Origin of the sequence: Streptomyces aurantiacus JA 4570 (genome assembly GCF_000414115.1) — a bacterium.
GTDB classification, from domain to species: Bacteria; Actinomycetota; Actinomycetes; order Streptomycetales; family Streptomycetaceae; genus Streptomyces; species Streptomyces aurantiacus_A.
The window spans coordinates 1-22,706 of sequence record NZ_AOPZ01000132.1 but is presented as its reverse complement, the minus strand read 5'-3'; the positions used below and the strand labels follow the sequence as shown (position 1 = coordinate 22,706).

At 73.0% G+C, this 22,706-nt stretch carries 18 protein-coding genes and 1 pseudogene; 11 read left to right on the top strand and 8 right to left on the bottom strand.

Translation table 11 applies throughout. The annotated features are described in order from the left end of the window. Positions 1–162 precede the first annotated feature (162 nt). From STRAU_RS15005 to STRAU_RS14990, 4 genes are read left to right on the top strand one after another with little or no spacing between them, the layout of a single operon-like run. A complete protein-coding gene (locus STRAU_RS15005; protein WP_016641178.1) occupies positions 163–1,389 on the top strand; it encodes a class I SAM-dependent methyltransferase in 1,227 nt (408 codons plus the stop codon). Further along, complete coding sequence (locus STRAU_RS15000; protein ID WP_016641177.1) at positions 1,386–4,511, top strand: amino acid adenylation domain-containing protein; 3,126 nt, start codon at positions 1,386–1,388, stop codon at positions 4,509–4,511. Before STRAU_RS15005 ends, STRAU_RS15000 begins: the two co-directional genes overlap by 4 nt. Beyond that, complete coding sequence (locus STRAU_RS14995; RefSeq protein ID WP_016641176.1) at positions 4,508–5,842, top strand: nucleotide disphospho-sugar-binding domain-containing protein; 1,335 nt, start codon at positions 4,508–4,510, stop codon at positions 5,840–5,842. The genes STRAU_RS15000 and STRAU_RS14995 overlap by 4 nt, the downstream gene beginning before the upstream one ends. Beyond that, on the top strand, positions 5,839–6,609 hold the full coding sequence (locus STRAU_RS14990; protein ID WP_016641175.1) for a class I SAM-dependent DNA methyltransferase: 771 nt from the start codon (positions 5,839–5,841) through the stop codon (positions 6,607–6,609). The genes STRAU_RS14995 and STRAU_RS14990 overlap by 4 nt, the downstream gene beginning before the upstream one ends. Here STRAU_RS14990 and STRAU_RS14985 read toward each other — a convergent pair. Next, positions 6,581–7,687 carry a cytochrome P450 gene (locus STRAU_RS14985; protein ID WP_016641174.1) on the bottom strand — a complete coding sequence of 369 codons (1,107 nt, stop codon included), beginning with the start codon at positions 7,685–7,687 and terminating at the stop codon, positions 6,581–6,583. The two genes, STRAU_RS14990 and STRAU_RS14985, sit on opposite strands and share 29 nt — an antisense overlap. Before the next feature lie 228 nt (positions 7,688–7,915). Here STRAU_RS14985 and STRAU_RS14980 point away from each other — a divergent pair, with 228 nt between their 5' ends. The 5 genes from STRAU_RS14980 to STRAU_RS14960 are packed head-to-tail and all read left to right on the top strand — an operon-like array spanning position 7,916 to position 12,508. Further along, a complete protein-coding gene (locus STRAU_RS14980) occupies positions 7,916–9,172 on the top strand; it encodes an activator-dependent family glycosyltransferase (protein ID WP_037659543.1) in 1,257 nt (418 codons plus the stop codon). A gap of 36 nt (positions 9,173–9,208) precedes the next feature. Next, positions 9,209–10,072 carry a glucose-1-phosphate thymidylyltransferase RfbA gene (gene rfbA / locus STRAU_RS14975; RefSeq protein ID WP_037659541.1) on the top strand — a complete coding sequence of 288 codons (864 nt, stop codon included), beginning with the start codon at positions 9,209–9,211 and terminating at the stop codon, positions 10,070–10,072. A 9-nt stretch (positions 10,073–10,081) separates the two neighbouring features. Next, a complete protein-coding gene (locus tag STRAU_RS14970; protein ID WP_016641170.1) occupies positions 10,082–10,633 on the top strand; it encodes a pyridoxamine 5'-phosphate oxidase family protein in 552 nt (183 codons plus the stop codon). After that, the gene (locus tag STRAU_RS14965) at positions 10,630–12,027 is read left to right on the top strand and encodes an NDP-hexose 2,3-dehydratase family protein (protein ID WP_016641171.1); all 1,398 of its coding nucleotides are present in this window, start codon (positions 10,630–10,632) and stop codon (positions 12,025–12,027) included. Before STRAU_RS14970 ends, STRAU_RS14965 begins: the two co-directional genes overlap by 4 nt. Beyond that, complete coding sequence (locus tag STRAU_RS14960) at positions 12,017–12,508, top strand: sugar 3,4-ketoisomerase (protein ID WP_016641169.1); 492 nt, start codon at positions 12,017–12,019, stop codon at positions 12,506–12,508. The genes STRAU_RS14965 and STRAU_RS14960 overlap by 11 nt, the downstream gene beginning before the upstream one ends. A gap of 21 nt (positions 12,509–12,529) precedes the next feature. On the opposite strand, the gene STRAU_RS14955 is transcribed toward STRAU_RS14960, so the two are convergent. The 6 genes and pseudogenes from STRAU_RS14955 to STRAU_RS14930 form a co-directional block, all read right to left on the bottom strand. Further along, on the bottom strand, positions 12,530–13,639 hold the full coding sequence (locus STRAU_RS14955) for a DegT/DnrJ/EryC1/StrS family aminotransferase (protein ID WP_016641168.1): 1,110 nt from the start codon (positions 13,637–13,639) through the stop codon (positions 12,530–12,532). Further along, on the bottom strand, positions 13,636–14,670 hold the full coding sequence (rfbB, locus tag STRAU_RS14950) for a dTDP-glucose 4,6-dehydratase (protein WP_037659538.1): 1,035 nt from the start codon (positions 14,668–14,670) through the stop codon (positions 13,636–13,638). The genes STRAU_RS14955 and rfbB overlap by 4 nt, the downstream gene beginning before the upstream one ends. Before the next feature lie 87 nt (positions 14,671–14,757). Further along, positions 14,758–15,739, bottom strand: a pseudogene (locus STRAU_RS14945) (NAD-dependent epimerase/dehydratase family protein). Beyond that, entirely contained in the window at positions 15,736–16,386 is a 651-nt protein-coding gene (locus STRAU_RS14940) for a dTDP-4-dehydrorhamnose 3,5-epimerase family protein (protein WP_016641165.1), read from the bottom strand. The pseudogene STRAU_RS14945 and the gene STRAU_RS14940 overlap by 4 nt, the downstream one beginning before the upstream one ends. 15 nt (positions 16,387–16,401) lie before the next feature. Next, positions 16,402–17,157 carry an ABC transporter permease gene (locus tag STRAU_RS14935; protein ID WP_016641164.1) on the bottom strand — a complete coding sequence of 252 codons (756 nt, stop codon included), beginning with the start codon at positions 17,155–17,157 and terminating at the stop codon, positions 16,402–16,404. Next, positions 17,154–18,110, bottom strand: coding sequence for an ABC transporter ATP-binding protein (locus tag STRAU_RS14930; RefSeq protein WP_016641163.1), 957 nt, complete (start codon positions 18,108–18,110; stop codon positions 17,154–17,156). The genes STRAU_RS14935 and STRAU_RS14930 overlap by 4 nt, the downstream gene beginning before the upstream one ends. Before the next feature lie 174 nt (positions 18,111–18,284). Here STRAU_RS14930 and STRAU_RS14925 point away from each other — a divergent pair, with 174 nt between their 5' ends. Next, on the top strand, positions 18,285–19,046 hold the full coding sequence (locus STRAU_RS14925) for a TetR/AcrR family transcriptional regulator (RefSeq protein WP_037659536.1): 762 nt from the start codon (positions 18,285–18,287) through the stop codon (positions 19,044–19,046). Here the strand turns inward: STRAU_RS14925 and STRAU_RS14920 are convergent. Continuing rightward, positions 19,006–20,874, bottom strand: a complete 1,869-nt coding sequence (locus STRAU_RS14920) for an AfsR/SARP family transcriptional regulator (protein WP_052029096.1) — start codon at positions 20,872–20,874, stop codon at positions 19,006–19,008. The genes STRAU_RS14925 and STRAU_RS14920 overlap by 41 nt on opposite strands. A gap of 451 nt (positions 20,875–21,325) precedes the next feature. On the opposite strand from STRAU_RS14920, the gene STRAU_RS14915 reads away from it, so the two are divergent. Further along, entirely contained in the window at positions 21,326–22,690 is a 1,365-nt protein-coding gene (locus tag STRAU_RS14915; protein WP_016641160.1) for a PAS domain-containing protein, read from the top strand. The last annotated feature ends 16 nt before the right edge of the window (positions 22,691–22,706 follow it).

Below are 22,706 nucleotides of genomic sequence, written 5' to 3'. Positions count from 1 at the left end.
GCCGAACCACCTCCTCTCCGAAGTGACACTCACCCTAGGAACTGATCCGGCGGCGCTCAACCGATTTTCCGGGCGAAGGGCGGAAGCCGTCTCCAGGCGGGCTCAAGGGTTCCTCATGAACCTTCGAGCCATCCTGTGAAGTCGGCTCCTACGGTCCAGCGCATGGTCACTTGCCGTATCTGCAACGACAACGTCACCGAGTTCCTGGACTTCGGGCGGCAACCCCTCTCCGACGCCTTCCGGGCGCCCGGCGAGAGCCGGCCCGAGTTCTTCTACCGGCTCGCCGTCGGCGCCTGCGCGGGCTGCTCCATGACCCAGCTCGTCGAAGAGGTCCCGCGGGAGCGGATGTTCCACCACGACTACCCCTACCGGTCCTCCGGCTCCCGGACCATGCGCGAGCACTTCGCCGCGACCGCGCGCCGCCTGATGGCCGAGGAGTGCCGGGGCGAGGACCCCTTCGTCGTGGAGATCGGCTGCAACGACGGGGTGCTGCTGCGCACCGTGCACGCGGCCGGAGTGCGGTGCCTGGGCGTCGACCCGTCGTCCGGGGTGGCCGAGGAGGCACGCGCCGAGGGCGTCCCGATCCTCGGCGAGTTCTTCGAGGAGGAGAGCGCCGCCCGGATCCGCAAGGCGGAGGGCACGGCCCAGCTCGTGTACTCCGCGAACACCATCTGCCACATCCCGTACCTCGATTCCGTGCTGCGCGGCGTCGACACCCTGCTGGCCCCCGGCGGGGTGTTCGTCTTCGAGGACCCCTACCTCGGGGACATCCTCCGCCGCGTCTCCTTCGACCAGATCTACGACGAGCACTTCTACTTCTTCACGGCCACGTCGGTGCAGGCCATGGCCCACCGCTTCGGCTTCCGGCTCGTCCGGGTGGAGCGGCTGCCGGTGCACGGCGGCGAGGTGCGCTACTTCCTCGCCCGCGCCGGTGAGCGGACCCCGGACGCGTCCGTGGCCGAGCTCCTGGAGGAGGAGCGCCGGGAGCGGGTCGGCGAGCCGGACCGGCTCCGCGCGTTCGCCGAGCAGGTCGCCGCGGTCCGCACCGAGCTGCGGGAGCTGCTGACGCGGCTGCGCGACGAGGGCAAGCGGGTCGTCGCCTACGGCGCCACCGCGAAGAGCGCGACGGTCGCCAACTACTGCGGGATCGGCCCGGACCTCGTGGAGTTCGTCTGCGACACCACGCCGGAGAAACAGGGCCGTCTGACGCCCGGCTCACACATCCCGGTACGCCCGCACGAGGCGTTCGCGTCGCCCGCGTACCCCGACTACGCGCTGCTGTTCGCCTGGAACCACGCCGAGGAGATCATGGCCAAGGAGACCGCGTTCCGTGCCTCGGGCGGCCGGTGGATCACCTATGTGCCCGACGTGAAGGTGATCCGCCCGTGAACGCCACCCGACCCGTCCTGTGGTCCGGCGCCGCGCGCCCCTATCCCAGCGGCAGCACCCTGGACCAGCTCTTCGACGAACAGGCCGCCCTGCGTCCGGACGCCCCCGCGGCCGTGCACGGCCAGGCGCTGCTCACCTACGGCGAACTCCGCTCCCGGTCCGACCTGCTGGCCGACCGGCTGCGGGAGGCCGGCGCGGGACCCGGCGACTTCGTGGGGGTGTGCGGAAGCCGCTCGCTGGACGCGCTCGTGGCGCTGCTCGGCGTGCTCAAGTCCGGCGCCGCGTACGTCCCGCTGGACGACGGGCTGCCGCCCGAGCGGCTGCGCGCGATGGCCGAGGACACGGGACTGCGCGTGATCGTCGCGCTGGACACCGTACGAAGGCTGCCGCGCGGAAGCTGGACGCTGCTCGGGGTGTCGGCGGCGCCTCCGGAACGGCCGTCCGTGCCCCGCCGTTCCCCGGGCGACGCCGCCGGGCCCGCCTACGTCATGTTCACCTCCGGCTCCACCGGGCGGCCCAAGCCCGTGGTCATCCCGCACCGGGGTGTGGTCCGCCTGGTGACGTCCGAGCCCGCGCTGTCCGGTCCCGGGCCGCAGGACCGCGTACTGCACTCCTGCGGTCTCTCGTCCGACGCCTCGACCATCGAGATCTGGGCGGCCCTGGTCAACGGCGCCTGCCTGGTCCTCGTCGATCAGCCGGACCTGCTCTCGCCGCCCGCGCTGGAGAAGCTGCTGCGCGCGGAGTCGGTGACCGTGGCCTACCTGACCACGAGCGTCTTCCACCTCGTGGCGCGCAGCCGCCCCGAGGCCCTGTCGGGCCTCCGGCACGTCTCGGCCGGGGGTGAGGCGATGTCCCCGGACCTGGCCCGCGCGGTGCGCACCGCCTGCCCGGACACCACGCTGGTCAACTTCTACGGCCCCACGGAGAATTCGGTGGTCTCCACCGCGTACGTCGTGCGCGAGGTCCCCGAGGACGCCGACCGGGTGCCGATAGGCCGTCCGATCGCCAACTCCACCTGCCTGGTGCGCCGTCCGGACGGGACCGCGGCCGCGCCCGGCGAAGAGGGCGAGCTGCTGGTCGGCGGGGACGGGCTCGCGCTCGGCTACCTGGGCGATCCCGGGCTCACCGCGGAGCGCTTCGTGACCGGCCCGCAGGCACCTCAGGCATCTCAGGCACCTCAGGCACCTCAGGCACTGAAACGAACGCTCTATCAAACCGGTGACCTGGTGCGGGTGCGGCCCGACGGGGAGCTGGAGTTCGTGGGCCGCCGGGACCGGCAGATCAAGCTGCGCGGCCACCGCATCGAGATCGACGAGGTGGAGGCGCGGCTGCGCGCCCAGGACGGCGTCGCGGAGGCCGCCGTCCTCGTCGCCGAACGGGAGTCGGGCGAGGCGTTCCTCACCGGCTTCTACACGCCCGCGCCCGGCGCCGGGCGCGACCCCGCCGACATCCTGGCCGCGCTCCGCCAGTGGCTGCCCGACCAGGCGGTCCCGGCCCGGCTGCTGCGCCTCGACCAGCTCCCGGTGCAGCTCAACGGCAAGGTCGACCAGAAGCGCCTGGCAGCGCTCGCCGACCGGCACGCCGACGGTGCCGCGTCCGCCGGGCAGGCGCCCGAGGTGGCCGGGCTCCAGGACACGCTGGCCGAGGTGTGGCACACCACGCTCGCCGTCGACCCGGGCCCCCGCGACGACTTCTTCGCCCTGGGCGGCGACTCGCTGCTCGCCTCGGAGACCGTCAGCCGCACCCTCACCGTGCTCGGCCTGGACGCGTCGCTCGGCAGCGCGCTGGTCGCCGGGCTGCTGCGGGACCCGACGCTGGAGGGCTGGGCCCGCACGGTCGCCGTGGCCCGCGACGGGGACGGCGGGCACCGCTCGCCCTCCCTGGCCACGCTGCGCAAGGACGCCCGGCTCGGCTTCACGCTCCCGCCCCGTCGCGGTCCCGAGCCGCGCTGGCGGGACCCGGAGCAGGTGCTGCTGACCGGCGCGACCGGCTTCCTCGGCACCTTCCTGCTCGACCGGCTGCTGCGGACGACACGCGCCCGCGTCCACCTGCCGGTGCGCGCGCGGGACGCGGAGCACGCCGGGCGCAGGGTCGCGGCGGCCCGCGCCAAGTACGGCCTTCCGCCCCTCGAACAGGTCGTGGACCCGGGACGCGTGGTGTGCCTGCCCGCCGACCTCGCGCGGCCCCGGCTCGGCCTGACCGACGGCCAGGCGGCGGAGCTGACCGGCTGCCTGGATCTGGTGCTGCACTCCGCGGCGCAGGTCAACTTCCTCTATCCGTACGCCGAGTTGCGGGCGGTGAACGTCAACGGCACCCGGGAGGTGCTGCGGCTCGCGGCGCCCCGGCGGGTCCCGGTGCACTTCATCTCCACGGTCGCGACCCTCGCCGGGTTCGGCACCGCGGGCGTGCGCCACGTCACCGAGGAGACACCGCTGGACCACGGCGACCACCTCACCCTCGGCTACGCGGAGAGCAAGTGGGCGGCCGAGGCGCTGGTCCTCGACGCCGGCGCGCGCGGACTGCCGGTCTCCGTGTTCCGGCCGTACGAGATCACCGGCGAGCAGGCCGGGGGCGTCTGCAACGTGGAGACGGCGATCTGCTCGCTGTTCAAGACCGTCGCCGAGACGGGCGTCGCCCCGGACATCCCGCTGCCGCTGGACTTCGTGCCCGTCGACCACGCGGCCGCCGCCATCGCCCACATCGCCACCACGGACCCGCCCGGGCGGCACGTCTACCACCTCACCAACCCCCGCCCCGCGGCCTTCCACGACGTGCTGCGCCGGATGCGGGCGGCGGGCTGCGAGATACGGACGCTGCCGTACCGGCAGTGGGTGCGGGAACTGGTGCGGTACGTCGCGGAGCATCCGGCGAGCGCCACGGCGCCGTTCGTCGCCCTGTGCGTGGACCGCAGCAGGGGCGCGGACATGTCCGTGAAGGAGATGTACTTCGACGGCACCTTCCCCCGGCTCGGGCGGACCAATGTGGAGCGGGCGCTCGCGGGCAGCGGACTGGACTGCCCGCCGGTGGACGACGCGCTCCTCGACCGGTACCTGGCGTACTTCTTCGCCTCGGGCTACATCCGCCGCCCGGAGCCCACCGCGACCCCCGGGAGCCCCCGATGACGATGCGCGTCCTGTTCGTCCCGCTCGCCGCCCCCTCGCACATCACGTTGATGGTGCCGCTGGCGTGGGCGCTCCAGACCGCCGGGCACGAGGTGCGGTTCGCGGTACCGCCCAACCATGTGGACAGCGTGCTGCGCACCGGCCTGATGGCGGTGTCCTTCGGCGTGGACGTCGACCTGGGCGACTCGGAGGAGGCGCTGCCCGAGGGCGAGGCCGCGGAGTGGGAGCGGCTCGCGGGGCTCGACACCGACGGGTCGTACCGCGACGGGCAGATCCGCGACCAGGTGCTCGGCGCGATCGCCGCGTACTGCGCCGTGGACCTCCTCGAGCCCACGATGGACGAGCTGGTCGCGCTGGCCAGGGCGTGGGAGCCGGACCTGGTGGTGTGGGACAACGTGGCCTTCCACGGCTCCGTCGCGGCCCGCGCCGCCGGGGCCGCGAGCGCCCGCTCCCTGGTCGGCGTCGACCATGTGGCGCGGATGCGCGGGGACTTCCTCGCCCGGGGCGGTCCGGCGGCCAAGGAGGGCGAGGCGGCCGAGGAGGACGCAGTCGCCGGGCTGCTCGCCGACCGGCTCGACCGCTACGGCGCCGCGTTCGACGAGGCGGTCCTCGTCGGCGACTGGACCGTCAACCCGCTGCCCGAGGCCGTCCCCGCTCCCCCGGGCCTCGCCTGCCTGTCCGTACGCCAACTGCCCTTCACGCACCTGGAGGCGCTGCCCGACTGGCTGACCCGCAAGGACGCGGCCTCCGACCTGCCCCGGGTGTGCCTCACCCTGGGCCGGTCGGTGCGGGACGTGCGGGGCAACGACAACTACGGCCTCAGCGTGCCCGACCTGCTCGCTGCCGTCGACGGCCTGGACGCCGAGGTGATCGCGACGCTCACCCCGGAGCAGCTCCCGGCGGGCACGGCCGTCCCGGACAACGTCCGCCTGGTCGACTTCGTCCCGATGAACGCGCTCCTGCCCACCTGCGCGGCGGTCCTGCACCACGGCGGCGCGAGCACGCTGATGGCCGCCGTGTGGGCGCGGGTGCCGCAGCTCATCGTGCCCTCGGAGACCTGGGACGAACGCGAACTGGCCGCGGCCGTCGAGGCGTTCGGCGCCGGTCTCACCGTGGGCGCCGCCGAGCCCGGCGCGCGGGGCGGCCCCGGACCGCGCGCCGGCCTGACGCCGGACGCGCTGCGGGCGGCGCTGACCAGGCTGCTGACCGAGCCCACCTGGGCGAGCGGAGCCGCGGCGATGCGCCGCGCGACCCTCGCCCACCCGGCACCCGGCGAGGCGGTGCCGGTCCTGGAACGCCTGACGGCCGAGCTGAGGAGCCCGCACGCATGACGACGACGGACACCACGAGCGCCCACGACCGCACCGACAGCGGCACGAGCATCTACGACCACGGCGACATCTACGAGGCCATCTACATGAGCCGCGGCAAGGACTACGCGGCCGAGTCGGCGCTCGTGACGTCCCTGGTGCGCGAGCGGCTGCCGGAGGCCGACTCGCTGCTCGACGTCGGCTGCGGCGCGGGCAGCCATCTGCAGTGCTTCGCCGGGCACTTCGGGCACGCCGAGGGCCTCGACCTGAGCGCGGACATGGTGCGCAAGAACGAGGAGCGCGGCACCGGCATCCGAGTCACGCGGGGCGACATGCGGGACTTCGCGCTCGGCCGCCGCTTCGACGCGGTGGTGAGCATGTTCAACGTCGTCGCCTACTCCGCGGGGACCGACGAACTCGACGCCACGCTGGCCTGTTTCGCCCGCCACCTCAACCCCGGCGGCGTCATCGTGATCGAGCCGTGGTGGCTGCCGGAGGACTTCCTCGACGGCTATGTGGCCACCGACTCCTTCCAGTGGAAGGGCCGCAGCTACGCGCGGATCTCGCACACCGTGCGCGACGGCGACAGCAGTCACATGGAGGTGCACTATCTGGTGGCCTCCGCCGAGGAGGGCGTCACGCACTTCTCCGACGTGCACCGCGCGCGGCTTTTCCAGCGCGCGGACTACGAGAACGCCATCCGGCGGGCGGGCTGCGCCGTCGAGTACGTACGCGCCGAGCACGCGCCGCGCGGACTGTTCATCGGGACAGCACCGCGCGCAGCCTGACCGGTCCGCCGGTCACCGGGGCCCGGCAGCGGCGTACGAGCGGCTCCACCGGGCGGGAGCGCGGGAAAGCGCGGTCCAGCTCGGCGAGCAGCGCGACGGCGAGCAGCCGGGCCATCGGGACATACGCGTCGACGGCCGCCCCCCAGGGCGGCCGCGGCGCATTTCCGCGCGTCTGCCGCCCGGGCCGGAAGGCGTCGGGCTCGACGTGGACGCGCGGGTCGCGCCCCGCCGCCTGCACGGCGATCACGAGCTGTTCGCCCGCCTCGATGCCGGCGCCGCCCAGGGTGAGCGGCGCGCGGGCGACGCGGGTCTCGAAGCGGACGGGGGGTTCGAGGCGCAGGACCTCGTCCACGGCGGCGGCGGGGTCCGCCAGCGGTGCGCCGGCCTCCAGCCGGAGCGCCAGGGCGTGCGCCATCACACGTACCGCCGTGTCGACGCCGAGTGCCCACAGGGCCAGCTCGCCCGGTCCTGTCAGCCGGCCGCGCACCGCGTCGACCGCGGCCACCAGCGCCCGGGCGGCGCGCAGCGGGGGCGGGCAGAGCCGCGCGTCGACCAGCCCCTCGGGGGCGGCCTCGGCCTCCTGGGGGGTGAGGCCGAGCAGTTCGCGCACGCAGTCCCGGGCGAGGGGCCGCGCGAGGGCGGAGAGCACCTCGGTCTCCCCCGCGCCCGCCGCGTCCACCAGTTCCCGGCAGCGGCGGGCGACCCGGCAGCGGCGGGCGACCCACGCCGGATCGGGCCCGGGCACGGGCGGCGGCGCGTCCCGGTCGAGCAGGCCGGGTACGACCACGAGGGCCTGCCCGGCCGGTCCCGGGCCCAGCCGGGGATCCGCGAGCGCGGCCGACGCCGTCGCCTGCCGGGCGGTCACCCACGCGCCCGTGGTGCTGCGGTGGACGTCGGGCAGCTCCCACAACCGGGGGAACACCGACGCGGGTTCGCGGCCGCGCAGCAGCAGCGCGTAGGGGTCACCGGTCTCCTCGCCGCCGATCCACTGCTCGCCCCGCAGCGTCAGCAGGTGCCGGGCGAGTGCGGCGTCCCCGTACCGCCGGGGGTCGATCGCCTGAAGTGGGGCCACGGCCATGGCATTTCCTCTCGACAGCGCTCGGAATGCGCGCGGGAAAGAGTAATTCCAGCAGCCTCGGCCACATTCTCCGTCGAGCCGTCGAATTCCCCTCTCAAGCCCTGCTCAAGGACCTCTCAAGAAGCCTCGACGGCCTCCCAAGGGAGGCGTTGATAGCGTCGCTCGGGCGATCCGGAAATCCATGAAAGAACGGCAGAGCGAGCTCGGTCGACAGAGCGGCGGAATGACGTGCGTGTCCTCTTCACCTCCCTACCCGTTACCTCGCACATTCTGAATATGGTGCCGCTGGCCTGGGCGATGCAGTCGGCCGGACACGACGTGCGGTTCGCCGTGCACCCCGAGGCGACGGCCACCGTGGCCGGCACCGGACTCCAGCCCGTGGCGGTGGGCCGCCCCCTGCACATGGGGACGTTCATGGAACGCGAGTCGGTGATCGCGGGCCTCGGCTTCGACATCTCCGAGGATCCGGCGACGCTGGACGCCGAACGCACCCTGGGCATCCTCACCTGGTACACCACGGTGTTCCTGCAGAACGTCACCGACGAGACCTTCATGGACGACCTCGTCGCGGAGGCCCGCGCCTGGCGGCCGGGGCTCGTGGTGTGGGACGCGCTCAGCTACGCGGGGCCCGTCGCGGCCCGTGCCTGCGGTGCCGCGCACGCCCGGCTGCTGTTCGGCCTCGACCTGCTGGGCCGGATGCGCCACCGCTTCCAGGAGCAGCGCCGGGGTCTGCCACCGGAGGCGCGGGACGACGTGCTCGCGGAGTGGCTCGACGTCCATCTGCGGCGGCACGGCGGCGGGTTCACCGAGGCGGACGCGACGGGCGACTGGACCGTCGACCCGATGCCGCCGCCGCTCGCCCTGGACTCCGGCCTGCCCGCCGACTCACCCCGGATCGCGATGCGGCAGCCGCCGTACAACGGCCCGTCCCAGGTGCCCCGCTGGCTGCGCGAACCGCCGTCGGGGCGGCCCCGGGTCTGTGTGACGCTGGGCCTGTCGCTGCGCGAGATGTGGGACGCCGGACTCTCCGTCGGCGATCTGCTGGCGGCGGTCGCCGACCTCGACGTGGAGGTCGTGACCACCCTGCCGCCCGACGACGAGGCGCGCCGCGCGCTGCCGCCCAACGTGCGCGCGGTGGACTTCGTGCCGCTCACCGCGCTGCTGCCGAGCTGCTCCGCCGTGGTGCACCACGGCGGAGCGGGCACGCTGCACAGCGCCGTGGCGCATGCCGTGCCCCAACTGATCGTGCCGGACGCCGTGTGGGACCCCCGGCTCCTCGGCGAGCGCCTGGCCGAGCTGGGCGCCGGGGCCATCGTCACCCCGGACCGGCTCACGCCCGAACGGCTGCGCCGGGAACTGCTCCGGCTCCTCGAGGACCCCTCGGCCCGGGCCGCGGCCGCCCGTCTCTCCCGGTCCGCGCTGACGAGTCCGGGCCCGGACGCGGTGGCGCGGATCCTGACGTCCGGAAGACATGCGCGGAAATGACCGGAAGGCATGCGCGGAAATGAAGGGAATCCGGAAGTGAAGGGAATCATTCTCGCCGGAGGAACCGGCAGCAGGCTGTATCCCACGACGGTGGCCGTCTCCAAGCAGTTGCTGCCGGTGGGCAACAAGCCGATGATCTATTACCCGATGTCGGTGCTGCTGCTCGCCGGAGTACGGGACATCCTCGTCATCGGCCGCCCCACGGAAATACCCCGCTTCCAGGAGCTGTTCGGCGACGGATCGCATCTGGGCATCAGTGTCTCCTACGCCGAGCAGGCCGAGCCCCGGGGCATCGCCGACGCGCTGCTCATCGGCGCCGATCATGTGGCGGGCGATCCGGTGGCGCTCATTCTCGGCGACAACATCTTCCACGGCCATCACTTCTCCAGCACCCTCCAGGAGGCGACGCGCGACCCGCACGGCTGTGTCCTGTTCGGCTACCCCGTGCCCGACCCGGAGCGTTACGGCGTCTGCGAGACGGACGCCGATGGCCGCGTCGTCTCGCTGGAGGAGAAGCCCCGGCACCCGCGCTCCAACCGGGCGGTGACCGGCCTGTACGTCTACGACCACGAGGCCGTGGACATCGCGAAGAACCTGCGGCCCTCCGCACGCGGCGAGTTGGAGATCACCGACGTCAACCGGCACTACGCGGACCGGGGACGGGCCCGCCTCGTCGACCTCGGCCGTGGCTTCGCGTGGATGGACACCGGCACCCCGGAGAGCTTCCTCCAGGCCGACCTGTACATCCGGGCGCTGGAGGACCGGCAGGGCGTACGCATCGCGTGCCTGGAGGAGGTGGCGCTGCGCATGGGGTTCATCGACATCGACCAGTGCCACCGCCTGGGTGCCGAGCGGTCCGGCTCCGCCTACGGCAAGTACCTGCTCAGTCTGGCCCTGTGAGGAGTCCCCTTGACCTCCGTCGAACCCGGAGCGACACCCGACGAGCTGGCGGCGCGCACCCTGCGCCTGCTCGACGGCACCCGCTATCTGACGCTGGCCACGTCCTCGCCTTCCGGCGATCCGTGGTCCGCCGCGCTGCACTACGAATGGCAGCCGGACCCGCTGCGGCTGCTGTTCTGCTCGTCCCACCGGACCCGGCACGGGGCCGACATCGCCGCGAACGCCCAGGTGGCGGGCTCCCTGTTCGTCACCGGAGCGGCCACCGACGTCGCCATCGCCCCCGTGGAGGGCGCCCAGTTCACGGGCGGCTGCGCCGAGGTGCCGGAGGACGAACTGGCCCGGACGCACGGGTACTTCTTCGAGACGGTCTTCCCCGACCCGGAGGTGCGCGCCGAGTGGGCGCTGCCGCTGGAGGCGTTCGGGCCGCCCGGCGTGCACCGCCTCTACCGGATCACCGTCGACCGGTGGTGGCTGATCGACCTGCGGACCTGGGCCGAGGACAAGATCGACCGCCGGGTGGAGATGCCGCTGTCCGCACTCGCCGGGGCGGGCGCCCGGTGAACGAGACCGAGGTGAGCGCGCCCGGCGTCGGCGAGGCGGAGGCGGCCGGGGCCGAGCCGTCCGTCGCCTGGCTGCGCGATGTCGGCCGCCGGTCCGCGATGCGGGTGCGCCGGGTGCCGCTGGCCGAGCTCGACGGCTGGGAGACCGACCCGGACACCGGTGACATCCGGCACCGCAGCGGCCGCTTCTTCACCGTCGCGGGGCTGAGTGTCGAGCCCCAGGACGGCGACGCGCGGGACACCGGCCCCGGCTGGCGCCAGCCCATCATCGACCAGCCCGAAGTGGGCGTACTCGGCCTGCTGGCCAAGGAGTTCGGCGGCGAACGCCACTTCCTGATGCAGGCCAAGGCCGAACCGGGCAACCACAACGAACATCAGCTCTCCCCCACCGTGCAGGCCACCCGCAGCAACTACACGCGGGTGCACCGCGGCCGTTCCGTGCCGTACCTCGGATACTTCCAGGACCCCCGGCGGCACCGTGTCCTCGCCGATGTGCGGCAGTCCGAGCAGGGCGCCTGGTTCCTGCGCAAACGCAACCGGAACATGATCGTCGAAGTGACGGACGACGTCGTGCTCGCCGACGGCTTCCGCTGGACGACCCGCGCCGAACTGGACCGCCTGCTGGCCGCGGGCGACTACGTCAACATGGACGCGCGCAGCGTCCTGTCCCATCTGCCGCCGCCCGGCCCGCCCGGCACGCCCCGGCACAGCGAGGGCGAGCTGCTGAGCTGGCTCACCGCGCACCGCTGCGAGGAGCCGCTGCGGGTCCGTCGCGTGCCGCTGCGCGCGGTGACCGGCTGGGTCAGGACCCCGGAGCACATCGCGCACGAACAGGGGCGCTACTTCGACGTGATCGGCGTGCACGCGGAGTCGGCGCACCGCGAGGTCACGAGCTGGCAGCAGCCCATGCTGCGCCCGCGCGAGGGCGGTGTGATCGCGTTCCTGCTGCGCTGGTTCGACGGCACCCCGCACGTCCTGACGCGGGTGCACCGCGAGCCCGGCTACGCCGACGTGGCCGAGCTGGGCCCCACCGTCCAGTGCACGCCCGGCAATTACGCGCACCTGCCGCCGTCCGCCCGGCCTCCGCTGCTCGCGGAGGTCCTCGCGGCCCCCAGGTCCCGGATCCTGTTCGACGCCACGCTCTCCGAGGAGGGCGGGCGCTTCTACCACGCCCGGAACCGCTATCTGGTGGTCGCCACCGACCGGGACCCGGAGTCCCCGACCGGTGACCACCGTGACCTGTTCCGCTGGGTGACGCCGCACCAGCTCGCCGCCCTGCTCCAGCACAGCCACTACGTCAACGTCCAGGCCCGCAGCCTGATCGCGTGCCTGCACAGCCTGCTGTCCACACCGTCTGCACCGTCTGCACCCCCGGGAGGGTTCCATGGCCGCTGATCACACGCCGGACGCGCCGCTGAAGCCGGACACGCCGCAGGCGCGGTCCCCGCTGGCGCCCCTGTCCGAGGTGCGCGGCTGCCGGCTCGTCGACCTGCCCGAGCACACCGACCCGCGCGGTTCCCTCACGGTCATCGAGTGCGGCCGCCAGCTCCGCTTCCGGATCGAGCGGGTCTTCTACGTCCACGGGGTGCCGGCGCACGTGGCCAGGGGGCTGCACGCGCACCGGGAGCTGAACGAGTTCATCGTCGCCGTCTCCGGCTCCTTCGAGGTGACCGTGGACGACGGCACGTCGCGGGCCACGGTGCGCCTGGACCGGCCCGGCCGGGCGCTGCACATCGAGCCGCACCTGTGGACGGAGTTCACCGGCTTCTCGCCGGACGCGATCTGCCTGGTGCTCGCGTCGGCGCCGTACGACCCGGACGACTACCTCTACGACTACGCCGAGTTCGAGGAGTTCGTCCGGGCCGGGCGCCCCTGACGGTCACCGCCGCGATGCCGCTCAGACGTCGCGCAGCACCTTGTGCAGCGCCTCGATCACGGCGTCCTGCTCGGCTTCCGGGAGCGAGGGGTACATCGGCAGCGAGAAGATCTCGCCCGCAAGGCGTTCGGTGACCGGGAGCGAGCCGCGCGCGTAGCCCAGGTGCGCGAAGCCGCTCATCGTGTGCACCGGCCAGGGGTAGCTGATGTTCAGGTTGACGTCGTGGGCGCGCATCGCCTCGATGACGGCGTCCCTGCGCGGGTGCCGCACCACGTACACGTAATGGACGTGGGTGTTGCCGGGAGCCGTCGCGGGCAGCACGAGATCCGTGCCGGCCAGTGCCTCGGCGTAGCGGTCCGCGACCCGGCCGCGGGCGCTCACGTAGTCGTCGAGGCGGCGCAGTTTGCGGCGCAGGATCTCGGCCTGCACCTCGTCGAGGCGGGCGTTGTGGCCGGGGGTCTGCACGACGTAGTAGCGGTCCCGCATGCCGTAGTAGCGCAGCCGCTGCAGGTCGGCGTGCACCTCGGCGTCGGAGGTGACGACGGCCCCGCCGTCGCCGTACGCGCCGAGCACCTTGGTCGGGTAGAAGGAGAACGCCGCCGCGTGGCCCATCGCGCCCGCGCGGCGGCCGTGGTGGGTGGCGCCGTGGGCCTGCGCGCAGTCCTCCAGGATCGTCAGGCCGCGCCGCTCGGCGAGCCGCTCCAGGGGCGCCATGTCCACGCACTGGCCGTAGAGATGGACCGGCAGCAGCACCTTGGTGCGCGGGGTGACGGCCGCCTCGACCTGCTCGACGTCCATCAGGTAGTCGTCCTCGCGGATGTCGACGAAGACGGGCGTCGCGCCGGTGGAGGCGATGGCGACGACGGTGGGCGCCGCCGTGTTGGAGACGGTGATCACCTCGTCGCCGCGGCCCACGCCCAGGGCCTGGAGGCCGAGTTTGACGGCGTTGGTGCCGTTGTCCACGCCGACGCAGTGCGGCAGTTCGTGGTACGCCGCGAACTCCTCCTCGAAGCCGCGGACGCTCGCGCCGAGGATGAGCGTGCCGGAGCTGAAGACCGTCTCGACCGCGTCGAGGATGTCGTCCCGCTCCCGCTCGTACTCGGGGAGGTAGCTCCATACGTTGGTAGTCAAGCGACGTTCCCTTCTCGTTGGACTCGCTGGTCTCGCTGGTCTCGTCGGACTCGCCGGTCGCGTTGGCCGCGGTACCACTCGACGGTGCGCGCGAGCCCTTCGTCGAAGGGCACCCCGGGCCGGTAGCCCAGGGCGGCGAGCTTGGAGTCGTCGACCGCGTAGCGCAGGTCGTGGGCCTTGCGGTCGGTGACGTGCCGGATCCGGCCGGCGTCGGCACCGCACAGCCGCAGCAGCCGGAAGGTCAGCTCCCGGTTGGTGAGGGTGGTGCCGCCGCCGATGTTGTAGATCTCGCCGGGCTCGCCCTTCTCCAGGACCAGGCGCAGCGCCCGGCAGTGGTCGCTGACGTGCAGCCACTGGCGTACGTGGGATCCGTCGCCGTACAGCGGGACGTCCCGCCCGTCGAGCAGCCTGGTCACGAAGTGCGGGATGACCTTCTCGGCGTCCTGTCGGGGGCCGTAGTTGTTGGCGCAGCGGGTCACCATGACGGGCAGCCCGTGCGAGCGGTGGTAGGCGCGGGCCACCAGGTCGGAGGCCGCCTTGGACGCCGCGTAGGGCGAGTTGGGCAGGAGCGGGTCGTCCTCCTTGGAGGCGCCGGTGGTCACGGAGCCGTACACCTCGTCGGTGGAGACGTGCACGATCCGCGGCACGTCCGCCTCCAGGCAGGCGTCGAAGAGGACCTGGGAGCCGAGGACGTTGGTCTCGGTGAACGCGTCCGCGCTGTGCAGCGAGCGGTCCACGTGCGACTCGGCGGCGAAGTGCACGACGGCGTCGCAGCCGGGGAGCAGCTTCCGCAGCAGGGCGCGGTCGCGGATGTCACCCTGCACGAAGTCGAGCCGCGGGTGGTGCGCGGGCAGGTTGGAGCGCCTGCCCGCGTAGGTGAGTTTGTCGAGCACGATGACGCTGTCGCCGTCGCCGTCGTTGCCGCTGCCGCTGCCGCTGCCGCTGCCGGTGTCCGGCTCTCCGTCTTTCAGGACGGTGCGCACGAAGCAGGATCCGATGAACCCCGCGCCCCCCGTGACGAGCACCCTCATGGCTTCCCTTTCGCCGTTCGGTCCCGTTGGTCCCGACCATCGTCGGGGCCCGGTCTTCACGGCGGCTTGAGGGTGGATCAGCGCGGCTCAAGGGAGGCTTGAGGTGTGCTCCTCCCGGGTGACGAGGGCGGCCACGGTGCGCCGGACGCCGGGGCGCGGGCGGATCGCGTGCCGCCAGCCGGTCCGGCCGTGGAAGGCCGACGGGTCGACCCGCACGCTCTCCTGGTCGGCGCCCACCGCCCCGTCGGGGGGCGGCTCCGTGCGGACGGGCACCGAGGGCTCCCCGGTGTGCTCGGCGACGGTCCACGCGATCAGCGTGAACAGTTCGGCGAGCGCGACGCCCTCACCGGTGCCCACCGGCCAGTGCCGGCCCGCGAGGGCGTCGGCGTGGTCGAGGGCGGCGGCGAACGCGGCCGCGGCGTCCCGGACGTGCAGCAGGTCCCGGCGCACGGTGCCGTCGTTCCACAGCGTCAGCGGCTGCCCGGCGAGCGCGCGCCGGGTCATGGCGGCCACCACGCCGCGCTCGCCGCCGGGGCGCGGCGCGAGGCCGTAGAGGGTGGGCAGCCGCAGCGAGACGGCCCGCACCAGACCGTCCGCCGTAGCCTGCTTCAGCACCTGCTCGGCGCGCAGCTTCTGCGCGCAGTACGCGCTCAGCGGACGGTCCCGTTCCGTGCCGTCGACGGGCCTGCCGTACGTGGGTCCGCTCTGGCTCGTCGTCCCGGCGAACAGGACGACGGGCGGCGGGCCGGGGCGGCGCGCCGCCCCGAGCTCGGCGACGAGGTCCTCGGCGAGGCCGACGTTGACGCGCTCGGCCGCGGCCGCCGACTCGGCCCGCGTCGGCGTCCGCGACGAGGCCGGCCAGTTCCCCGGGCGCCGACAGGTCGGCGGTGCGGGCCTCGAACCGGGCCGCGCCGCGCACCGGTTCGCGCGGCTCGGTGTGCCGGCCGACGGCGCGCAGCCGCACCGGCCGCCGGGCGAGCACCTCGGTGACCGCGGCGCCGAGGAACCCGGAGGCGCCGAGCACCACGACCGTGGGCGGCCCGCTGCCCGCCGTGCCGTGGCCGGTCATGCGTGCAGCTCCGCGGCCAGCGCCAGGCAGTCGGCGTAGTGCGGCAGGATGCCCTGGTCGCGGGCCTCGGCGAGGGTGGGCGCCGCGCGGTCCCGGTCGGACAGGAGCAGCTCGGTCCCCTCGGGCAGCGGCAGCTTCAGCTCCGGGTCCATGGGGTCGAGGGCGAGTTCGAGCTCGGGGGCGTAGCTGCTGGTGACGAGGTACGTCATCAGCGTGTGGTCGGCCAGGGCGACGAAGGCGTGCCCGACGCCGACCGGGAGGTAGACGGCACGGTAGTACCGGGGCTCCAGGAGCACGGTGTCGCAGCGGCCGAACGTGGGGGAGCCGGTGCGCAGGTCGACGACGATGTCGAGGGACCTGCCGTACGGGCAGTAGACGTACTTGGCCTGGCCGGGCGGTGTGGTGGTGAAGTGGACGCCGCGCAGCACGCCTTGGCGGGAGTGGCTGTGGTTGGTCTGGGCGACCGGGAACGCGCGGTGGCCGGTCGCCTCGGTGAACGCCGGTCCCTGGAAGGGCGAGAGGAACCGGCCGCGCTCGTCGGGGAAGGAGCGGGGCGTGAACTCGAAGGCGCCGTCGACGGCGAGCGGGCGCGCCCGCATGGTCGGGGTACGGACGGCGCGGGCCTGGTGGGTGTGGGCTTCAGCCATGAGTGTGTCCCGTCGTCAGACGCCGGCGCGCTTCATGCCGCGCATGCCGAGGGCGAGGCCGACCCCGGCGATGCCGATGCCGGAGAGGAGGCCCCAGGCCACCGAGGAGCTCTCGAAGTCCCCGACGAAAAGGGCGCGTTCGGCGTCCACGATGTAGGAGACCGGGTTGATGTCGGCGAGCAGCTTGAGCCAGTCGGGGCCCCGCTCCATGGGCAGCAGCATCCCGGAGAGCAGCAGGAGCGGGAACAGCAGGGTCTGCTGGACGACGATGAACAGGTAGTCGCGGCGGTTGACCGCCAGGGCGAGGGCGTTGGACAGCGCGCCCACGCCGAGCCCGAACAGCATCAGCAGGACGAGCCCGGCGAGGATGCCGAGCAGGTCGAAGTCGACGTCGATGAACAGCAGCGCGCCCAGGGTGATCAGGACGGCCTGGCCGAGCAGGATGGCGGCCTCCTTGGCGGTCCGCCCGATGAGCAGGGCGCTGCGGGCGGCCGGGGAGACGAGGGTGCGTTCGTAGCTGCCGGTGTGGATCTCGGAGAGCAGGTTGGCGCCGGAGGGTGAGGTGCCGAAGAGCGCCAGCATCACGATGACACCGGGCACGAACCACTCCCAGGCGTTGCCCTCCATGCCCGGCATGCTGTCGAGGAGCGGGCCGAACAGGACGAGGAACAGCAGCGGCTGGAGCATGGCGAAGGCGAGCGCGACGGGTTCGCGCAGCACCGGCTGGATCTCGCGCTCGAACGTGGCGAGCGAGTCGTTGAGGACCTTCACTGGGCGTCCGCCTCCTCCAGGCTGCGGCCGGTGATGGACAGGAACACGTCGTCGAGGGTGGGCCGGTCGAGGGTGACGCCGCGCACCTTGATCTCCAGCGCGTCGAGGTGGCGCAGGAAGGCGGGGAGCAGTTCGTCGCCGTGCGCGACCCGGACGCGGACCTGCTTGCCGTCGACGGTGACGCGCTCGCGGGTCGTGACGCGCTCGGCATGGTGCGCGACGAGCACGGCGTCGGCGTCGTGCTCGATGGTGAAGGTGATGAGGTCGCCCGCCTGGTCGGCCTTGAGCCGCTCGGGGGTGTCGTCGGCGATGACGCGCCCCTGGTCGACGACGATGACGCGGTCGGCGAGCTGGTCGGCCTCGTCCAGGTAGTGCGTGGTGAGGAACATCGTCATGCCGTCGCGGTGGAGGCCGCGGATGTGTTCCCAGACCATGGCGCGGTTGTGCGGGTCGAGGCCGGAGGACGGCTCGTCCAGGAACAGCAGCCGGGGCGAGTGCATCAGGCCGAGCGCGATGTCCACGCGGCGCCGCTGGCCGCCGGACAGGCGCTCCGCGACGCGCTTCTCCATGCCCGTCAGGCCCATGGACTCGATCAGTTCGTGCGCGCGGGCGCGGGCCGCGCGGCGGCTCATGCCGTAGTAGCGGGCGTGCGAGGTGAGCTCGTCCACCACCCGGATCTCGTTGCCGGAGCCGTTGCCCTGGCCGATGTAGCCGATGTTCTTGCGGATCTCGACGGCGTCGGTGCGGATGTCGCGGCCGACGACGCTCGCCCGGCCGGAGGTGGGCGGCAGGAGCGTGGTCAGCATCCGTAACGAGGTGCTCTTCCCGGCGCCGTTGGGCCCCAGGAACGCGACGAACTCCCCTTCCGCCACGTCGAGATCGAGGCTCCGGACGGCGTGCACCAGGCCGTCCTTGACCTTGAAGGTCCGGCTCAGCCCGCTGGCGGTGATCATTGCCCCTCCAAACTACTTACGTTGTATCGAGTTTTAAACACCTTAGCACGTACAGTGTTTCCAACGGGCCGCGCGCATCAGGCCGCAGCACATCGGACCGACGCACATCGGACCGGCACACATCGGACCGGCACACATCGCACCGCACACCGGGCCGCCGCACGGAGGAGAAGGATGACCGCACAGCACACAGGGGGCGGCACGGACGCCCGTCGGGCGCTCGAACTGCTCTGGGGGGCCGAACCGCGTCCCAGGCGCGGCCCGAAACGCGGGCTCAGCGTGCGGCAGGTGGTGAGCCGGGCGATCGAGCTCGCCGACGAGCACGGCCTGGCGTCCCTGACGATGCGGCGGGTGGCCGAGTCGTTCGGCGTCACCGCCATGTCCCTGTACTCCTACGTGCCGAGCAAGGACGAGCTGGTCGATCTGATGGTGGACCGGGTCGCCGAGCCGTCCGCCGAGCCGGGGCCGCCCGGGGAGGACTGGCGGGCCGGCCTGGAGCGGCACGCCAGGACGAGCCGGCAGATCTACCACCGCCACCCCTGGGTCCTGGAGGTCAGCATGGGGCGCCCGCCGCTGGGCCCCAACGTGCTGGCCGGGCTCGAGGCCCGGCTCAGCACCGTCGGCGGTCTCGGCCTGTCCTTCGAGGACCAGCTCGCCGTGATCAACCTCGTCGACGACTACGTCCACGGCGCGGCCACCTCGCTGACCGGGGTGTCCCTCCTGGAGCGGCGCACGGGCCTCAGTGCCGCGCAGTGGTGGGAGCAGTACGACCCGCTCCTGGAGGAGTTCGTCGACTTCGAGCGCTATCCGGCGCTCACCGCGATGTGGGAGGCGCTGGGCCCCACCGAGCAGCGCACGGACTTCGAGTTCGGCCTGCAGCGGGTCCTCGACGGGGTCAGCAGGTTCGTGGAGAGCAGTCGCGAGAAGGGAACTTGAGCAGATGCTCCTCGGGCAGCGAGCGCAGCGCACTGCGCACGGGACGGGACATCCAGTACTGGAAGAACCAGGCCGTGGTGCCGCTGATGGCCGGTTCGGCGTCGAGCATGAAGCACTCGACCAGCCCTTCGAGCAGCTCCACCGTGTCGTCCGCGTGCAGGCCGAGGAGGGGGCGCAGCGTCTCCACGGTGATGACCTTCTCCGGCAGCCCGGCCAGCCGGACGAGCGCGGTGCGGGCCGCCGGCTCCAGGCCCGCGACCCGGCGCAGGACGCTGTGCAGCGGCTGGTGCCGGGGCGGGTCGGACTCGCGCGTGAGGCGCTGCTCGGCCCAGCCGGTGAGCTGCCGCACGGACCAGTGCGGGCGCAGCGTGAGCAGGTCGACGGCGGCCAGCAGGGGGCCCGGCAACCCGCCGGTGAGCACGAGCAGTTCGCGCAGGTCGGAGAGGTCGGCCAGGCCGCGCTGGCCCAGGGCGTGCCGCACCAGCTCCAGCGAGGACCGGGCGTCCAGCGGCTCCACGTCCATCCGCTGCGCGAACGCGAGGCCGCGCAGCCGCCGGTGGGCCAGGATGAGCAGCGCCGAACCGCACTCCCCGGGGAGCAGCTCGGCCACCTGCTCGGCGCTCTCCACGTCGTCCAGGACGAGCAGCACGCGCCGGCCCCTGGCCCAGGACCGCAGCAGCCGGACGCGCTCCGAGGTGCCGTCGGGCACGGCGGCGGCCCGGAAGCCCGCGCTGTCGAACAGGGCGCCGATGACCTCGCGGAGCGGGCGCGGGGCTGCGGGGTCGCCGAAGGACGCGTAGAAACACCCGTCCGGATACGCCCCGGCCACGCTGTGCGCGACGTGCAGACCGAGGCTGGTCACCCCGGAGCCGGGAGGGCCCGCGACCGCGACTCGGCGCGGTGCCTCCGGCGGGCTGCCCTCGGTCAGCATGCCCGCGATCAGCGCGCTGTCCCGGTCGCGGCCGATCAGCTCGCCGACCGCGGGCAGCGTGGCCGTCGCGGCCGAGGAGCGCGGCTCCAGGTGGCGCACCAGGTGGCCGCGGGCTCCCACGCGGCTCAAGGCCGGGTCGCCGTCGAGGAGTTGACGGTGCAGCGTCTGCAGTTCCTGGCCGGGCTCCACGCCCAGCTCGTCGGCGAGCACGCGGCGCAGCCTGCGGAAGACGTCCAGCGCCTCGGGGCGCCGTCCGGCGCGGCAGAGCGCGATCATCAGCTTGCCGTGCAGGCCCTCGCGGGTGGGGTTGTCGGCGGCGAGGCCGGACAGTTCGCTGACGAGCTGGTGGTGCCGGCCGAGCAGCAGGTCGGCGTCGATCCGCGCCTCCAGGACCTCATACCTGCGCTCCTCCAGGTGGACCGCGTTGACGCTGAGCACCGGGCCGCAGATGACGTCGCTGAACACCGGGCCGCGGGTCAGGGCCAGCGCGCGGTGCAGGGCCTCCGCGGCCTCGGGGACCTCGCCCTCCTCCATCGCGTGCCGTCCCACCAGGGCCAGTTCGTCGAACTCCTGGACGTCCACGCGCCCGTGGGGCATCGCCATGTGATAGCCGCCGGGGACGGTGAGCAGCGCGGGCGTCTCGCCGTCGAAGCCCGCCCGGCCGCCGGAGTCGAGTCCGGGGAGCTTGCGCAGATGGTGGATGTACGTCTGCAGCGTGGTGGTGGCGCTGGGGGGCGGGGACTCGCCCCACACCTCCTCGATGAGCTGCCGTTGCGGCACCGTGCTGTTGCTCCGCACCGCGAGCAGCGTGAGCACCTGCCGGACCTTGGGAGCGGAGGGCGTGGCCAGCCGTTCGCCGTCGAGTACCTGAAGGGGTCCGAGTAATTTGATCTTCAACACTGTGATCTCCCCCGTGCTTGAGTCACTTCCCGTCGCATCTTCGAGGCGCCACGCACGGTGGTTCTGCCGCACCGACCGTGATGACCGGGTCCCCGTGAGCCGCGAGCAGAGCTCGCTCAACCTCCCTCATACATACGGAACTTGAGCGTCCGGAAGTTTTCGAATCCTTGTCCGAGTGCCACCCGTTTGAAGTAAAGCATAATTCTTCATTTATTCAACAAGAAGTAAAAAATCTTTAACTGTCGCACCCCTGCTGATAATGCGGAACGCCGGTGCGCGATAGCCCCTGCCCGGATTACGGTGATCTTCGAAATGATTTGCCTCGACTTCCGGGAACTTACTGTGGGCTGGGTCACGTTCAAGTTGAATGATCTGACGTGCGGAACACTCGGTTCGTGAGGACATGGACGACTCATTCAACGAGGACACAGCCAGCAGGGGGGTCCGGGTGAGTGCTTCCCGACAGAGCGGAACCACCGACGAACTGGGCCCCGAAGAGCCCGAGCCCGGCGGGGCCGAGCTGCTCGCGGCGCTGCTCGACGGGATGGACGCCGCATTGTGCGCGTTCGACGCCGACGGGGTCGTGACGCACTGGAACCGCGAGGCCGAGCGCATCCTCGGCTGGTCGGCCGAAGAGGCCGTCGGGCGGCCCGGGTTCGCCGGGTGGGCGGTGCGCACCGCCGACGCCGAGGAGGTCGAGGGGCGGCTGCTGTCCGCCATGCACGCGCCGGGGCGCCAGGTCGACGAGTTCGCCCTCGTCACGAAGGACGGCGGCCGGGTCCTCGTGCGGACCCAGTCCGCCGCCGTCCGCGGCGGTGACGGCAAGCCCAGCGGGGTCTACTGCGCCTTCAGCGAGGTGCACGCCCAGATCGACCTGGAGCGGTCCATCGCCCTGAGCGAGGCGCTGTTCGAGAACGCCTCCTGGGGAGTCGTCCTCGTCGACGCCGACCTGCGGCCCGCCGTGGTGAACGAACACGCCGCGCGCGCCCTGGGGATGGGGCGCACGGCGCTGCTCGGGCGGCCCCTCGGGGAGGTGCTCTCCCAGGGCGTCGAGGAGCTGGAGAGCGCGCTCACCCATGTCCTCGCCGAGGGGGCGCCGCCCGCTCCCGCCGAGATGTGGGTGGCCGTGCGCGGCGAGGGCGGCGAGCCCGAGCGGCGCTGCTGGCGCAGCGGGTTCCTGCGGCTCGGCTCGCCGCTCGCCGAGGAGCCGGTGCCGCTCGGCGTCGGCTGGCTCTTCCAGGACGTGACGGAGGCCAAGCAGACCGAGCAGGAAGCGGCCCAGCTCCGGTTCCGGTCCCAGCAGCTGCACCGGGCCGCGCGCGCCGCCGCCGAGTGCGAGGACCCCATGGAGGCGGCCACCGTCCAACTCGACTTCGCCCTCGCCGGGTTCGCCGACCACGCCCTGATCGACGTGCTCGTCCCCGCGGAGCCCGAGCCCCGCCTGGTGCGCGCCGCCGCCACCCCGGCCGGCGCCCCCGGGCCCTGCCTGCCCGCCGGCAAGGCCCGCCTGCCCGTGCGGTACATGGAGGGTCATCCGGCACCGCAGTGCGTCCAGCGCGTCGGCTCGGTGCGGGCCAGCGCGGGCCTCGCCGCCGCCGAGCGCGCCCGCGAGTGGGCCCTCGCCCGGCAGTGGCCGGAGTCCTCCGTCCACGCCCTGTGCGCGGTGCTGCGCAGCCGGGGGCGGACGCTGGGCGTCGTGACCTTCCTGCGGGGCGCGGCCCGCACCCAGTTCGAGCGCGCGGACGCGACGTACGCGGAGAGCGTGGCCTCGCGGGTCGCGGCTGCGTTGGATTTGGCGGGGGTGGGGGGGTAGGCCCTGCGGGGCTTTC